Source organism: Pseudomonas sp. PGPR40 (genome assembly GCF_022014505.1).
Lineage (GTDB): Bacteria > Pseudomonadota > Gammaproteobacteria > Pseudomonadales > Pseudomonadaceae > Aquipseudomonas.
The window spans coordinates 1-15592 of the sequence record NZ_JAKLSP010000020.1; the positions used below are offsets into that span (position 1 = coordinate 1).

Below are 15592 nucleotides of genomic sequence, written 5' to 3' on the forward strand. Positions count from 1 at the left end.
AGTGAAACGATGCATCGCCGATGGTAGTGTGGGGTTTCCCCATGTGAGAGTAGGTCATCGTCAAGATTAAATTCCGAAACCCCTATCTGCATCTGCAGGTAGGGGTTTTGTTTTGTCCGCAGGAAAATCTCGCTTGCAGGGTTTCTATGCAACAGCCCGGGGCATGGCTATTATGCGGGCCTCATTGTGAGGCGGGACTTGCATGCTGACGTTGTTAAAGCTTCTTAAGGATGGTCGATTCCATTCAGGTCAGGCCCTGGGTGCTGCCTTGGGCGTCAGTCGTAGCGCTGTATGGAAGCAGCTTCAGCACTTGGAAGCCGAACTCGGTTTATCCATTCACAAAGTGCGCGGTCGCGGCTATCAACTGGCTGTGCCATTGACACTGCTTGATCCTGCGGAAATAAGCGCGCGGGCGTCTTCTTGTGAGTGGCCCATTCTAGTCTTCGATTCAATTGACTCCACCAACGCTGAAGCCTTGCGCTCTATCGAGCGTGGTCAGCCTGCGCCATTTCTGGTGCTAGCTGAACGGCAAACGGCCGGTCGCGGACGGCGTGGACGCAAATGGGTGAGCCCGTTTGCAGAAAACCTCTATTACAGTCTGGTGCTGCGCATTGATGGTGGGATGCGCCAATTGGAAGGCTTGAGTCTTGTCGTTGGGCTTGCCGTAATGCAGGCCTTGCGAGAGCTTGGTGTTTCAGGTGTGGGGTTGAAGTGGCCGAATGATCTTCTGGTGGGGCAGAAAAAGATCGCTGGAATACTGCTCGAATTAGTGGGCGACCCTGCTGATGTGTGTCACGTGGTAATCGGTGTCGGAATCAATGTAAACATGCAGATGACCGATGAGGTTGATCAGCAATGGACGTCCATGCGACTCGAGTCGGGTATGGCGGTTGATCGCAATCATCTGGTTGCGGAGTTAGGGGTGATGCTCCAGGCCTATTTAAATCGCCACCAGGCCGGCGGATTTCCTGCTATCCAGGCGGAGTGGGAGCAAAATCATCTATGGCAGGGGCGGGCGGTGTCGTTAATTGCCGGTGTTAGTCAGATAGATGGTGAGGTGCTGGGTATCGATAGTCAGGGTGCCTTGCGCTTGAAGGTGAATGGTGTGGAGAAGGTCTTTAGTGGTGGCGAGCTCAGCCTGAGGTTGCGTGATGATTCTTGAGCTCGATTGTGGAAACAGTTTCATCAAGTGGCGTGTGCTCGGCAAGGATGTCCGGCGGGTGGTTGGTGAGGGGGTCGTTGATTCGGATCTCGCACTGCTGGAGAGTTTGAAGGGGCTCAAGGGGCTCGCTCTCATGCATTGTCGTTTAGTCAGTGTCAGAACTGCCGAAGAAACCAGTGCGCTGATTTCTCTGCTGGCCGAGGTTTTCGGCGTTTCCGTAGTGTGCGCGACGCCGGCTCGCGAAATGTCCGGGGTTCGAAATGGCTATGAGGAGTTCGAGCGGCTAGGGCTTGATCGCTGGCTTGCAATGCTCGGAGGATTTCATCTGGCTTCGGGTGCTTGTCTCGTGTTCGATTTTGGTACGGCTGTTACGGCTGACTTTATTGCAGGGGATGGTGAGCATCTCGGAGGATTTATCTGTCCGGGGATGCCTTTGATGCGCAACCAGCTGCGTACCCATACCCGTAGAATTCGTTATGGAGATCTTGCTGCCGAGCGCGCTTTGGAGAGTCTCGTTCCTGGGCGTACAACCGTCGAGGCGGTCGAGCGAGGTTGTTTGCTAATGTTGAGAGGGTTTGTCCTGACTCAGCTAGAGTTGGCGCGTAGCTATTGGGGAGAAGATTTCGCAGTTTTCCTGACTGGAGGGGATGCTGATCTGGTCTCTGAGATTGTACCCAAGGCCAGGGTGGTTCCAGACCTGGTATTTGTAGGTTTAGCGATGGCCTGTCCCTTGTCCTGAGGTTTTTATGCGTTGGTTGTTCCTGCTGTTGCTTGTTCTCAATGTGCTCTATTACGTCTGGCACCAACAGGAGGCTCCGCTTCGAGCGAAAGATGTAACCCCTTTGAGTTTGTATCGCGGCTCGCAGCAGGATATTCGTTTGTTGAGCGAGGCAACTGATACGGCTCGAGACAAAGGAAAATCTACGCAGGCGGATAGCAGTTGTCTCTATCTGGGAGGTTCTGCTCGACAGGAAATCGCCCAGGTAATCGAGCGTCGATTGAATGACATGGATATCAAGTTTCAGTCCCTGTCGAAGGACCTCCCCGAATATGCGGGTTACTGGGTGCGCATAGCCCCGGAAAGCCGGCGTTTGCTGGGTGATTCGCAGTTGCAAAACCTTTCTAAAGAATTCAATGAGTTAAAACATAAAATAATGCCATGCGAGGGGGTTGCACCCATCGAATAGTTTGCATAGAATGGCGCCCGCTCCGCAGTGAAGACCTTTAACGGTTGACAGTGCGAAGCGAGGTCAACGCAGCTAAGCTCAGGTTTTTAATGAGAAAAATGCTTGACAGAAGGCTGGCATGATGTAGAATGCCGGCTCGCTTAGGAGGGGTTCCCGAGCGGCCAAAGGGATCAGACTGTAAATCTGACGTCTACGACTTCGAAGGTTCGAATCCTTCCCCCTCCACCATTTTTAGCGAGAGCTGCAAGCCTCGCGGGTATAGTTTAGTGGTAGAACCTCAGCCTTCCAAGCTGATGATGCGGGTTCGATTCCCGCTACCCGCTCCAAGTTTGCAGGTTTTGCAAAGTGTTACGCTCTTGTAGCTCAGTTGGTAGAGCACACCCTTGGTAAGGGTGAGGTCAGCGGTTCAAATCCGCTCAAGAGCTCCATATAACAAGGCAGATATGAAAATATCTGCCTTTGTTTTAATGGCTTGTGGTTGTTCTGTGCTGTTCGCGAGGGTGGTTGTTTGCTCTGGTGTCGGTGGGGCGGTCGAGGTCATTGAGTAAGTTGTTGTAAAGTCTTTTTCGGATCGGCATAATCGTCGGCCTGATTTCGTTTTAGGTCAGTAGCTCAATTGGCAGAGCGACGGTCTCCAAAACCGTAGGTTGGGGGTTCGATTCCCTCCTGACCTGCCAGATTCACCAGGTGTGTCTGGCTTTCTTTTCACAGGATCTTCATAGATGACTCCTAAAGCTGAAGCTCAAGGCTCTCGCTTCGATCTGCTCAAGTGGCTAGTAGTAGTCGCTTTGGTGGTTGTTGGCGTTGTTGGCAATCAGTATTACTCTGCTTCGCCGATCCTGTACCGCGTACTCGCTTTGCTCGTGATTGCTGCTGTAGCTGCCTTTGTAGGTCTGCAGACAATCAAGGGCAAGTCTTTCTTTGTGCTTGTCAAAGAGGCACGCACCGAGATTCGTAAAGTCGTATGGCCAACTCGCCAGGAAACCACGCAGACCACGTTGATCGTTGTGGCTGTTGTTCTGGTTATGGCGTTGCTGTTGTGGGGGCTTGATTCCCTGCTCGGCTGGCTTGTTTCTTTGATCGTCGGCTAAGGGTGTCCCGTGGCTAAGCGTTGGTATGTTGTGCATGCTTACTCCGGTTACGAGAAGCATGTAATGCGCTCGCTCATTGAGCGCGTAAAGCTGGCTGGCATGGAAGATGGCTTCGGCGAGATTCTGGTCCCCACTGAAGAAGTGGTTGAAATGCGCAATGGCCAGAAGCGCAAAAGCGAGCGCAAATTCTTCCCAGGCTATGTGCTGGTGCAGATGGATATGAACGAGGGTACTTGGCACTTGGTCAAGGATACGCCTCGGGTGATGGGTTTCATTGGCGGTACCGCCGACAAGCCAGCCCCAATCACCGATAAAGAAGCAGAAGCGATTCTGCGTCGTGTTGCTGATGGTAGCGATAAGCCGAAGCCGAAGACGTTGTTCGAGCCAGGCGAGTCGGTGCGTGTCAATGACGGACCGTTTGCTGATTTTACTGGCACGGTTGAAGAGGTTAACTACGAGAAGAGCCGGATCCAAGTGGCAGTGCTCATTTTCGGTCGCTCTACTCCGGTAGAGCTAGAGTTCAGTCAGGTCGAAAAGGTCTAGCTGAGCAAGCATCCCAACCCCACAGCCTTAGGCTGTGGGGTTTTGTCGTCACTGGGATAAACGCGCAAGTAACCGGGGAGCCTTTCGAGGCGTTCGAACCCGTAATTGGAGTGCCTCATGGCCAAGAAGATTACCGCTTACATCAAGCTGCAAGTGAAGGCCGCTCAGGCTAACCCAAGCCCACCTGTTGGTCCTGCTCTGGGTCAGCACGGCGTGAACATCATGGAGTTCTGCAAGGCTTTCAACGCCCGTACTCAGGGTCTTGAGCCAGGTCTGCCGACTCCAGTGATCATCACTGTCTACAGCGACCGTAGCTTCACTTTCGAAACCAAATCCACCCCTGCTTCGGTTCTGCTGAAGAAGGCGGCCGGTCTGACTAGCGGTTCCGCTCGTCCGAACACCGTTAAGGTTGGCACTGTGACCCGTGCTCAGCTGGAAGAAATCGCGAAAACCAAAAACGCGGATCTGACTGCAGCTGATATGGAAGCAGCCGTGCGTACCATCGCCGGTTCTGCTCGTAGCATGGGCCTTAACGTGGAGGGTGTGTAATGGCTAAGTTGACCAAGCGTCAAAAGGCTATCGCCGGCAAAATCGAAGCAGGCAAGGCCTACAACTTTGTAGATGCTGCTGCTCTGCTGGCCGAGCTGTCGACTGTCAAGTTCAGCGAGTCGTTCGACGTTGCTGTGAACCTGGGTGTTGACCCGCGTAAATCCGACCAGGTCGTTCGTAGCGCTACTGTGCTGCCACATGGCACTGGCAAGACCGTTCGCGTTGCTGTGTTCACCCAGGGTCCAGCTGCCGAGGCTGCTCTGGCTGCCGGCGCTGACCGTGTAGGTATGGACGACCTGGCTGCTGAAATGAAAGGCGGCGACCTGAACTATGACGTAGTTATCGCATCCCCGGATGCCATGCGCGTTGTTGGTCAGTTGGGTCAGATCCTCGGTCCACGTGGTCTGATGCCTAACCCTAAAGTCGGCACTGTAACTCCAGACGTAGCTACCGCGGTTAAAAACGCCAAGGCTGGTCAGGTTCGTTATCGCACCGACAAAAACGGCATCATCCACACTTCCGTTGGCAAGATCGGCTTCGACGCCGTCAAGCTGAAGGAAAACGTTGAAGCCCTGATCGCTGATCTGAAGCGTATCAAGCCAGCTTCCTCGAAAGGCATTTACGTCAAGCGCGTTACCCTGAGCACCACTATGGGCCCAGGTCTGGTCATCGACCAAAGCTCGCTCGACGCGTAAGACACAAATTGGCGCAAGCGATTGCGCCAATTGAAAAATTGGGGTCCCTGCCTGGCGGGGGCTATCCAAGACCGTAGGCGACGCAAGTCTTAAACCACAAGCCTACGCAGATGGTGCTCCCGGTTCCTTACCGAATCAGACACCAAAACGACATCCGGCTCCGGCCAGATGAAACGGTAACAAGCAGGAGTTAAACCCGTGGCAATTAAACTCGAAGACAAGAAGGCCATCGTCGCTGAAGTCAACGAGGCTGCCAAAGTCGCTCTGTCCGCTGTCGTGGCTGATGCCCGTGGCGTAACAGTAGGCGCGATGACCGGACTCCGTAAAGAGGCTCGTGAAGCTGGCGTTTACGTACGTGTTGTGCGTAATACCCTGCTCAAGCGCGCTGTTGCTGACACTGAATTCAGTGTTCTCAACGACGTGTTCACTGGCCCTACCCTGATTGCCTTCTCCAAGGAACATCCAGGCGCTGCTGCCCGGATTTTCAAAGAGTTCGCAAAGGGTCAGGACAAGTTCGAGATCAAGGCAGCTGCGTTCGAGGGCAAGTACCTCGCAGCTAACCAAATCGACGTACTGGCAACTCTGCCGACCCGTGACGAAGCAATTTCTCAGCTGATGAGCGTGATTCAAGGCGCTACCAGCAAATTGGCTCGTACTCTGGCGGCAATTCGCGACCAGAAAGAAGCTGCTGCAGCCTAAGGCTCGTCAACTTCTCGCGTTTTTTGTTTTTTTCGATGGTCGCGTAGGCCGTCCCCAATATCAGGAATTAGATTCATGTCTATCTCTCAGAACGATATCCTTGAAGCAGTTGGCAACATGTCCGTAATGGAAGTTGTTGAGCTGATCAAAGCTTTCGAAGAAAAATTCGGCGTTACCGCTGCTGCTGCATCGGCTGGTCCAGCTGCTGCTGCCGCCGTTGTTGAAGAGCAAACTGAATTCAACGTCATGCTGACCGAAGCTGGCGAGAAGAAAGTTAACGTGATCAAGGCAGTACGTGAACTGACCGGTCTGGGCCTGAAAGAAGCCAAGGCTGTAGTTGACGGCGCTCCTGCCATGGTTCTGGAAGCTGTTTCGAAAGACGCAGCTGACAAAGCCAAAGCAACTCTGGAAGAAGCAGGCGCTAAAGTCGAGCTGAAGTAAGCATCGACTTTGCACCTCCAGCCCGAGCGTTAAGCGAAAGGCTGATGGCTGGTGGCTCTTGCCACCGGCCTTTTTCCGTTATTGGCAGCCGACTGGGTCGGTGCTGGTAACGAGCTGTAACCACCCGATGCGGTGGCGCAAACCATGGGGTTTGCACGATTTTCTGGCTGCTCCCGTCGGGAGGGGCCAAACAAGCAGGTGACCAAGCTGGGGAACGCTGATGGCTTACTCATATACTGAGAAAAAACGTATCCGCAAGGACTTTAGCAAGTTGCCGGACGTCATGGATGTGCCGTATCTCCTGGCAATCCAGCTGGATTCGTATCGTGAATTCTTGCAGGCGGGAGCGACTAAAGATCAGTTCCGCGACGTGGGCCTGCATGCGGCCTTCAAATCCGTTTTCCCGATCATCAGCTACTCCGGCAATGCTGCGCTGGAGTACGTCGGTTATCGCCTGGGCGAACCGGCATTTGATGTCAAAGAATGCGTATTGCGCGGTGTAACTTACGCCGTACCTTTGCGGGTAAAAGTGCGCCTGATCATTTTCGACAAAGAATCGTCGAACAAAGCGATCAAGGACATCAAAGAGCAAGAAGTCTACATGGGTGAAATTCCCCTGATGACTGAAAACGGTACCTTCGTAATCAACGGTACCGAGCGTGTAATCGTCTCCCAGCTGCACCGTTCCCCGGGCGTGTTCTTCGACCACGACCGCGGCAAGACGCACAGCTCCGGCAAACTGCTGTACTCCGCGCGCATCATCCCTTACCGCGGTTCGTGGCTGGACTTCGAGTTCGACCCGAAAGACTGCGTATTCGTGCGTATCGACCGTCGTCGCAAGCTGCCTGCATCGGTACTGCTGCGTGCGTTGGGCTATACCACTGAAGAAGTGCTCGACGCGTTCTACACCACCAACGTTTTCCACCTGAGCGGCGAAACCCTCAGTCTGGAACTGATTGCTTCGCGTCTGCGTGGTGAAATCGCTGTTCTGGATATTCAGGACGAGAAGGGCAAGGTCATCGTTGAGGCTGGTCGCCGTATTACTGCGCGCCACATCAATCAGATCGAGAAAGCCGGTCTGAAGACCCTGGAAGTGCCTCTGGACTACGTCCTGGGCCGCACTACTGCCAAGGCCATCGTGCATCCGGCAACCGGCGAAATCCTGGCAGAGTGCAACACCGAGCTGAACACCGAGATCCTGGCAAAAATCGCCAAGGCCCAGGTTGTTCGCATCGAAACTCTGTACACCAACGATATCGACTGCGGTCCGTTCGTCTCCGACACTCTGAAGATCGATTCCACCAGCAACCAATTGGAAGCGCTGGTCGAGATCTATCGCATGATGCGTCCAGGCGAGCCGCCAACCAAGGATGCTGCCGAGACTCTGTTCAACAACCTGTTCTTCAGCCCTGAGCGCTATGACCTGTCTGCGGTCGGCCGGATGAAGTTCAACCGTCGTATCGGTCGTACCGAGATCGAAGGTTCGGGCGTGCTGTGCAAGGAAGACATCGTCGCGGTACTGAAGACTCTGGTCGACATCCGTAACGGTAAAGGCATCGTCGATGACATCGACCACCTGGGTAACCGTCGTGTTCGCTGCGTAGGCGAAATGGCCGAGAACCAGTTCCGCGTTGGCCTCGTACGTGTTGAGCGTGCGGTCAAAGAGCGTCTGTCGATGGCTGAAAGCGAAGGCCTGATGCCGCAAGACCTGATCAACGCCAAGCCAGTGGCTGCGGCGGTGAAAGAGTTCTTCGGTTCCAGCCAGCTTTCCCAGTTCATGGACCAGAACAACCCGCTGTCCGAGATCACCCACAAGCGTCGTGTTTCTGCACTCGGCCCTGGCGGTTTGACTCGTGAGCGTGCTGGCTTTGAAGTTCGTGACGTACACCCGACTCACTACGGTCGTGTATGCCCGATTGAAACGCCGGAAGGTCCGAACATCGGTCTGATCAACTCCTTGGCTGCCTATGCGCGCACCAACCAGTACGGCTTCCTCGAGAGCCCGTACCGTGTGGTGAAAGACGCTCTGGTCACCGACGAGATCGTGTTCCTGTCCGCCATCGAAGAAGCTGATCACGTGATCGCCCAGGCTTCGGCCACGATGAACGACAAGAAAGTCCTGATCGACGAGCTGGTAGCTGTTCGTCACTTGAACGAGTTCACCGTCAAGGCGCCGGAAGACGTCACCTTGATGGACGTATCGCCGAAGCAGGTAGTTTCGGTTGCAGCGTCGCTGATCCCGTTCCTCGAGCACGACGACGCCAACCGTGCGTTGATGGGTTCGAACATGCAGCGTCAAGCTGTACCAACCCTGCGCGCTGACAAGCCGCTGGTCGGTACCGGCATGGAGCGTAACGTAGCCCGTGACTCCGGCGTTTGCGTCGTGGCTCGTCGTGGCGGCGTGATCGATTCCGTCGACGCCAGCCGTATCGTGGTTCGTGTTGCTGATGATGAAGTTGAAACCGGCGAAGCTGGTGTCGACATCTACAACCTGACCAAGTACACCCGCTCCAACCAGAACACCTGCATCAACCAGCGTCCGCTGGTGAGCAAGGGTGATCGGGTTCAGCGCAGCGACATCATGGCCGACGGTCCGTCCACCGATATGGGTGAACTGGCTCTGGGTCAGAACATGCGTATCGCGTTCATGGCATGGAACGGCTTCAACTTCGAAGACTCCATCTGCCTGTCCGAGCGTGTGGTTCAGGAAGACCGTTTCACCACGATCCACATTCAGGAACTGACCTGTGTGGCGCGTGACACCAAGCTTGGGCCAGAGGAAATCACTGCAGACATCCCGAACGTGGGTGAAGCTGCACTGAACAAGCTGGACGAGGCCGGTATCGTTTACGTAGGTGCTGAAGTTGGCGCAGGCGACATTCTGGTCGGTAAGGTCACTCCGAAAGGCGAGACTCAACTGACTCCAGAAGAGAAGCTGTTGCGTGCGATCTTCGGTGAAAAAGCCAGCGACGTTAAAGACACCTCCCTGCGTGTGCCTACCGGCACCAAGGGTACTGTCATCGACGTACAGGTCTTCACCCGCGATGGCGTTGAGCGTGATGCTCGTGCACTGTCGATCGAGAAGACTCAACTCGACGAAATCCGCAAGGATCTGAACGAAGAGTTCCGTATCGTTGAAGGCGCCACTTTTGAACGTCTGCGTTCCGCTCTGGTCGGCCACAAAGCCGAAGGCGGCGCCGGTCTGAAGAAAGGTCAGGATATCACCGACGAAATTCTCGACGGTCTTGAGCATGGTCAGTGGTTCAAACTGCGCATGGCTGAAGATGCTCTGAACGAGCAGCTCGAGAAGGCTCAGGCCTACATCGTTGATCGCCGCCGTCTGCTGGACGACAAGTTCGAAGACAAGAAGCGCAAACTGCAGCAGGGCGATGACCTGGCTCCAGGCGTGCTGAAAATCGTCAAGGTTTACCTGGCAATCCGTCGTCGCATCCAGCCGGGCGACAAGATGGCCGGTCGTCACGGTAACAAAGGTGTGGTCTCCGTGATCATGCCGGTTGAAGACATGCCGCACGATGCCAATGGCACCCCGGTCGACGTCGTCCTCAACCCGTTGGGCGTACCTTCGCGTATGAACGTTGGTCAGATCCTTGAAACCCACCTGGGCCTCGCGGCCAAAGGTCTGGGCGAGAAGATCAACCGGATGGTAGAAGAGCAACGTAAAGTTGCTGAACTTCGCACCTTCCTGGACGAGATCTACAACCAGATCGGCGGTCGTAACGAAGATCTGGATAGTTTCTCCGACCAGGAAATCCTGGATCTGGCGAAGAACCTGCGTGGCGGCGTACCAATGGCCACTCCAGTGTTCGACGGCGCCAAGGAAAGCGAAATCAAGGCCATGCTGAAACTGGCAGACCTGCCAGAAAGCGGCCAGATGCAGCTGACCGACGGCCGTACCGGCAACAAGTTCGAGCGCCCGGTTACTGTTGGCTACATGTACATGCTGAAGCTGAACCACTTGGTAGACGACAAGATGCACGCTCGTTCTACCGGTTCGTACAGCCTGGTTACCCAGCAGCCGCTGGGTGGTAAGGCGCAGTTCGGTGGTCAGCGTTTCGGGGAGATGGAGGTCTGGGCACTGGAAGCATACGGTGCCGCTTACACTCTGCAAGAAATGCTCACAGTGAAGTCGGACGATGTGAACGGTCGGACCAAGATGTACAAAAACATCGTGGACGGCGATCACCGTATGGAGCCGGGCATGCCCGAGTCCTTCAACGTGTTGATCAAAGAAATTCGTTCCCTCGGCATCGATATCGATCTGGAAACCGAATAACACGTGACGCGAATCGAGAGCGGGGCAGGATTGCCCGCTCTCTGCTCCGCCAGGAGGAAAGGCCTTGAAAGACCTACTGAATTTGCTGAAAAACCAGGGTCAAGTCGAAGAGTTCGACGCCATCCGTATTGGATTGGCATCGCCTGAGATGATCCGTTCGTGGTCGTTCGGTGAAGTTAAAAAGCCGGAAACCATTAACTACCGTACGTTCAAACCTGAGCGTGACGGCCTGTTCTGCGCCAAGATCTTTGGCCCGGTAAAGGATTACGAGTGCCTGTGCGGTAAGTACAAGCGCTTGAAGCACCGTGGTGTGATCTGCGAGAAGTGCGGCGTTGAAGTTGCGCTGGCAAAAGTTCGTCGTGAGCGCATGGCGCACATCGAACTGGCCTCGCCGGTTGCCCACATCTGGTTCCTGAAATCGCTGCCGTCGCGTATCGGCTTGCTGATGGATATGACCCTGCGTGATATCGAACGCGTTCTCTACTTCGAGAGCTATGTCGTTATCGATCCAGGCATGACCACCCTTGAAAAAGGTCAGCTGCTCAACGACGAACAATATTTCGAAGCGCTGGAAGAGTTCGGCGACGATTTCGATGCCCGCATGGGTGCCGAAGCTGTCCGCGAACTGCTGCACGCTATCGACCTGGAACACGAGATTGGCCGCCTGCGTGAAGAAATTCCGCAAACCAACTCCGAAACCAAGATCAAGAAGCTGTCCAAGCGTCTGAAGTTGATGGAAGCCTTCCAGGGTTCCGGCAACCTGCCAGAGTGGATGGTGCTGACCGTTCTGCCGGTTCTGCCGCCAGATCTGCGTCCACTGGTCCCGCTGGATGGCGGTCGCTTCGCGACTTCCGACCTCAACGATCTGTATCGTCGAGTGATCAACCGTAACAACCGCTTGAAGCGTCTGCTCGATCTGTCCGCTCCGGACATCATCGTGCGCAACGAAAAGCGTATGTTGCAGGAAGCTGTCGACGCACTGCTCGATAACGGTCGTCGTGGCCGCGCTATCACCGGTTCCAACAAGCGTCCTCTGAAATCCCTGGCTGACATGATCAAGGGTAAGCAGGGTCGTTTCCGTCAGAACTTGCTCGGTAAGCGTGTTGACTACTCCGGCCGTTCGGTAATTACCGTAGGTCCGACCCTGCGTCTGCACCAGTGCGGTCTGCCGAAGAAAATGGCTCTCGAGCTGTTCAAGCCGTTCATTTTCGGCAAGCTGGAAATGCGTGGTCTTGCTACCACCATCAAAGCTGCCAAGAAGATGGTCGAGCGCGAGCTGCCAGAGGTTTGGGACGTTCTCGCTGAAGTGATTCGCGAACACCCGGTTCTCCTCAACCGTGCACCGACCCTTCACCGTCTGGGTATCCAGGCGTTTGAACCGGTACTGATCGAAGGTAAGGCTATCCAGCTGCACCCTCTGGTCTGCGCCGCGTACAACGCCGACTTCGACGGCGACCAAATGGCCGTGCATGTACCGCTGACACTGGAAGCCCAGTTGGAAGCGCGTGCGTTGATGATGTCGACCAACAACATTCTGTCGCCAGCCAACGGTGAGCCAATCATCGTTCCGTCGCAGGACGTTGTATTGGGTCTGTACTACATGACGCGTGAAGCGATCAACGCCAAGGGCGAAGGTCGTGTGTTCGCGGATCTGCAGGAAGTTGACCGTGTGTTCCGTGCCGGCGAAGCCGCACTGCACGCCAAGGTCAAAGTGCGGATCAACGAAACCGTCAACGATCGTGATGGTGGCAGCGTCAAGAACACCCGTATTGTCGACACCACTGTCGGCCGTGCGCTGTTGTTCCAGGTTGTTCCACCTGGCCTGTCGTATGACGTCGTCAACCAGCCGATGAAGAAAAAGGCGATCTCCAAGCTGATCAACCAATGCTACCGCGTGGTTGGTTTGAAAGAGACCGTGATCTTCGCTGACCAGTTGATGTACACCGGTTTTGCTTATTCGACCATCTCCGGCGTTTCCATCGGTGTTAACGACTTCGTTATCCCGGATGAAAAAGCCCGCATCATCGGTGCAGCCACCGACGAAGTGAAAGAGATCGAAAGTCAGTACGCCTCCGGCCTGGTAACCCAGGGCGAGAAGTACAACAAAGTGATCGACCTTTGGTCCAAGGCGAACGACGAAGTTTCCAAGGCGATGATGGCCAACCTCTCGAAAGAGAAAGTCATCGACCGTCATGGCGTCGAAGTCGACCAAGAGTCTTTCAACTCGATGTACATGATGGCCGACTCGGGCGCACGGGGTTCTGCTGCGCAGATCCGTCAGCTCGCCGGTATGCGTGGCCTGATGGCCAAGCCGGACGGTTCCATCATCGAAACGCCAATTACTGCGAACTTCCGTGAAGGTTTGAGCGTACTTCAGTACTTCATCTCCACTCACGGTGCTCGTAAAGGTTTGGCGGATACCGCGTTGAAAACTGCGAACTCCGGTTACCTGACTCGTCGTCTGGTAGACGTGGCGCAGGATCTGGTTGTGACCGAGATCGATTGCGGCACCGAACATGGCCTGGTAATGACTCCGCACATTGAAGGCGGTGACGTTGTTGAGCCGTTGGGTGAACGCGTATTGGGTCGTGTCATTGCCCGTGACGTATTCAAGCCAGGTACCGAGGAAGTTATTGTTCCTGCCGGCACTCTGGTAGACGAGAAGTGGGTCGAGTTCATCGAGCTGAACAGCATCGATGAAGTGATCGTGCGTTCGCCGATCAGCTGCGAAACCCGCTACGGCATTTGCGCCAAATGCTACGGCCGTGACTTGGCTCGTGGTCACCAGGTGAACATCGGTGAAGCGGTCGGCGTTATCGCTGCCCAGTCCATCGGTGAGCCGGGTACCCAGCTGACCATGCGTACGTTCCACATCGGTGGTGCGGCAAGCCGGACCTCCGCGGCCGACAGCGTTCAGGTGAAGAATGGCGGTACCGTCCGTCTGCATAACCTGAAGCACGTTGAGCGAGTGGATGGTTGCCTGGTTGCTGTGTCCCGTTCCGGTGAGCTGGCCATCGCTGATGACTTCGGTCGTGAGCGCGAGCGTTACAAGCTGCCGTACGGTGCTGTGATTTCGGTTAAAGAAGGTGACAAGGTCGACGCTGGCGCAATCGTGGCCAAGTGGGATCCGCACACTCACCCAATCGTTACCGAAATGAAAGGTACCGTGACCTACGTGGGCATGGAAGAAGGCATCACGATCAAGCGTCAGACTGACGAATTGACCGGTATGACCAACATTGAAGTACTCGACGCCAAAGACCGTCCAGCTGCCGGTAAAGATATCCGTCCTGCTGTGAAGATGGTTGATGACAACGGCAAGGATCTCTTGCTGCCGGGTACCGACGTAATCGCTCAGTACTTCCTGCCTGCTAACGCCCTGGTCGGTGTAGCGGACGGTGCGAAAATCGCGATCGGTGATGTTATCGCTCGTATCCCGCAAGAGACTTCGAAGACCCGTGACATCACCGGTGGTCTGCCGCGTGTTGCCGACTTGTTCGAAGCCCGTCGTCCGAAAGAAGCCTCGATTCTGGCTGAAGTCAGCGGCACCATCGCGTTCGGTAAAGAGACCAAAGGCAAGCGCCGTCTGGTTATCACCCCGAACGACGGTAGCGATCCGTACGAAGAGCTGATTCCGAAGTGGCGTCACCTGAACGTCTTCGAAGGCGAACAGGTAAACCGCGGCGAAGTTATCTCCGACGGCCCGAGCGATCCACACGACATCCTGCGTCTGCTGGGTGTGAGTGCGCTGGCCAAGTACATCGTGAACGAGATCCAGGACGTTTACCGTCTGCAAGGCGTGAAGATCAACGATAAGCACATTGAGACCATCCTGCGTCAGATGCTGCGTAAAGTTGAAATCGCTGAATCCGGCGATTCCAGTTTCATCAAGGGCGACCAGATGGAATTGACTCACGTTCTGGTAGAGAACGAGCGTCTGGCTGGCGACGAGAAATTCGTTTCCAAGTTCACTCGCGTACTGCTGGGTATCACCAAGGCGTCGTTGTCCACCGAATCGTTCATCTCGGCGGCTTCCTTCCAGGAAACCACTCGCGTACTGACCGAGGCGGCGGTAACCGGCAAGCGCGATTACCTGCGCGGCCTGAAAGAAAACGTAGTCGTGGGTCGTTTGATCCCGGCAGGTACCGGTCTGGCTTATCACAGCGAGCGCAAGCGCCGCCGTGATGCTGACAAACCGTTGCGCGTAAGCGCCAGTGAAGTGGAAGCTGCACTGACCGAAGCGCTGAACTCGAGCGGTAACTGAGTTCTGCGATAAATGAGCGTAGGGCCCTGGCCGTTCCGTTCATCGAATCGAGACAATTTGTCGAGGTTGGATGAGCGGGGAGGTCGGGGCCTTGCCTTGACTGGGGGCAAGATCCTCTTTAGACTCTTGTACCCCTAAATTTGGCGGGAATTCGTTCCTGCCATTTTGCTTTTCTTGCAAGACAATAGCGTCGCAAGACAACAGTGGAGCTAGTAGATGGCAACTATCAACCAGCTGGTACGTCAGCCGCGTAAGCGTATCGTCGAGAAATCCGACGTGCCTGCGCTGCAGAACTGCCCGCAACGTCGTGGCGTATGCACCCGTGTGTATACCACCACGCCGAAAAAACCTAACTCGGCACTGCGTAAAGTATGCCGTGTGCGTCTGACCAACGGTTTCGAGGTTTCCTCGTACATCGGCGGTGAAGGCCACAACCTGCAAGAGCACAGCGTGGTACTGATCCGCGGCGGTCGTGTAAAAGACTTGCCAGGTGTTCGTTACCACACCGTACGCGGTTCTTTGGATACTTCCGGCGTTAAAGGTCGTAACCAGGGTCGTTCGAAGTACGGTACCAAGCGTCCGAAGTAATAGCCGCTTGCTGCAAAAAACTGATTTCTATTTTTCTGAGTCGATAAGAGTAAGGTCGGAGGCGTCCCGTGAAGGGCAC

At 55.1% G+C, this 15592-nt stretch carries 12 protein-coding genes and 4 tRNA genes; all 16 read left to right on the plus strand.

Going from position 1 to position 15592, the window contains the following annotated elements; all coding sequences use genetic code 11:
• Window positions 1-202: 202 nt before the first annotated feature.
• The 16 genes from birA (at window position 203) to rpsL (ending at window position 15513) form a co-directional block, all read left to right on the plus strand.
• Window positions 203-1162, plus strand: a complete 960-nt coding sequence (gene birA / locus MEB48_RS17630) for a bifunctional biotin--[acetyl-CoA-carboxylase] ligase/biotin operon repressor BirA (RefSeq protein ID WP_237885328.1) — start codon at window positions 203-205, stop codon at window positions 1160-1162.
• Entirely contained in the window at window positions 1152-1901 is a 750-nt protein-coding gene (locus MEB48_RS17635; RefSeq protein WP_237885329.1) for a pantothenate kinase, read from the plus strand. The genes birA and MEB48_RS17635 overlap by 11 nt, the downstream gene beginning before the upstream one ends.
• A gap of 7 nt (window positions 1902-1908) precedes the next feature.
• On the plus strand, window positions 1909-2349 hold the full coding sequence (locus MEB48_RS17640; RefSeq protein ID WP_237885330.1) for a hypothetical protein: 441 nt from the start codon (window positions 1909-1911) through the stop codon (window positions 2347-2349).
• 143 nt (window positions 2350-2492) lie between these two features.
• Window positions 2493-2577: transfer RNA gene (locus tag MEB48_RS17645), tRNA-Tyr, on the plus strand.
• 24 nt (window positions 2578-2601) lie between these two features.
• Window positions 2602-2675, plus strand: a tRNA-Gly gene (locus MEB48_RS17650).
• A gap of 26 nt (window positions 2676-2701) precedes the next feature.
• Window positions 2702-2777, plus strand: a tRNA-Thr gene (locus tag MEB48_RS17655).
• Between the two features lie 173 nt (window positions 2778-2950).
• Window positions 2951-3026 (plus strand) — tRNA-Trp (locus MEB48_RS17660).
• A gap of 45 nt (window positions 3027-3071) precedes the next feature.
• Window positions 3072-3440 (plus strand): preprotein translocase subunit SecE, encoded by a 369-nt coding sequence (gene secE / locus MEB48_RS17665; protein ID WP_030131215.1) that lies wholly within the window; start codon window positions 3072-3074, stop codon window positions 3438-3440.
• Window positions 3441-3449: 9 nt separating this feature from the next.
• A complete protein-coding gene (gene nusG / locus MEB48_RS17670; protein ID WP_007933727.1) occupies window positions 3450-3983 on the plus strand; it encodes a transcription termination/antitermination protein NusG in 534 nt (177 codons plus the stop codon).
• A gap of 117 nt (window positions 3984-4100) precedes the next feature.
• A complete protein-coding gene (gene rplK, locus MEB48_RS17675; RefSeq protein ID WP_007933726.1) occupies window positions 4101-4532 on the plus strand; it encodes a 50S ribosomal protein L11 in 432 nt (143 codons plus the stop codon).
• The gene (gene rplA, locus MEB48_RS17680) at window positions 4532-5227 is read left to right on the plus strand and encodes a 50S ribosomal protein L1 (RefSeq protein WP_003186095.1); all 696 of its coding nucleotides are present in this window, start codon (window positions 4532-4534) and stop codon (window positions 5225-5227) included. The genes rplK and rplA overlap by 1 nt, the downstream gene beginning before the upstream one ends.
• A 198-nt stretch (window positions 5228-5425) precedes the next feature.
• A complete protein-coding gene (rplJ, locus tag MEB48_RS17685; RefSeq protein ID WP_095054550.1) occupies window positions 5426-5926 on the plus strand; it encodes a 50S ribosomal protein L10 in 501 nt (166 codons plus the stop codon).
• A gap of 75 nt (window positions 5927-6001) precedes the next feature.
• The gene (gene rplL, locus MEB48_RS17690) at window positions 6002-6367 is read left to right on the plus strand and encodes a 50S ribosomal protein L7/L12 (protein WP_095054551.1); all 366 of its coding nucleotides are present in this window, start codon (window positions 6002-6004) and stop codon (window positions 6365-6367) included.
• A gap of 220 nt (window positions 6368-6587) precedes the next feature.
• Window positions 6588-10661, plus strand: a complete 4074-nt coding sequence (gene rpoB / locus MEB48_RS17695; protein WP_237885331.1) for a DNA-directed RNA polymerase subunit beta — start codon at window positions 6588-6590, stop codon at window positions 10659-10661.
• A gap of 64 nt (window positions 10662-10725) precedes the next feature.
• Window positions 10726-14925 carry a DNA-directed RNA polymerase subunit beta' gene (gene rpoC / locus MEB48_RS17700; RefSeq protein WP_017341073.1) on the plus strand — a complete coding sequence of 1400 codons (4200 nt, stop codon included), beginning with the start codon at window positions 10726-10728 and terminating at the stop codon, window positions 14923-14925.
• Window positions 14926-15141: 216 nt separating this feature from the next.
• Window positions 15142-15513, plus strand: a complete 372-nt coding sequence (gene rpsL, locus MEB48_RS17705; RefSeq protein WP_003186084.1) for a 30S ribosomal protein S12 — start codon at window positions 15142-15144, stop codon at window positions 15511-15513.
• Window positions 15514-15592 lie beyond the last annotated feature (79 nt).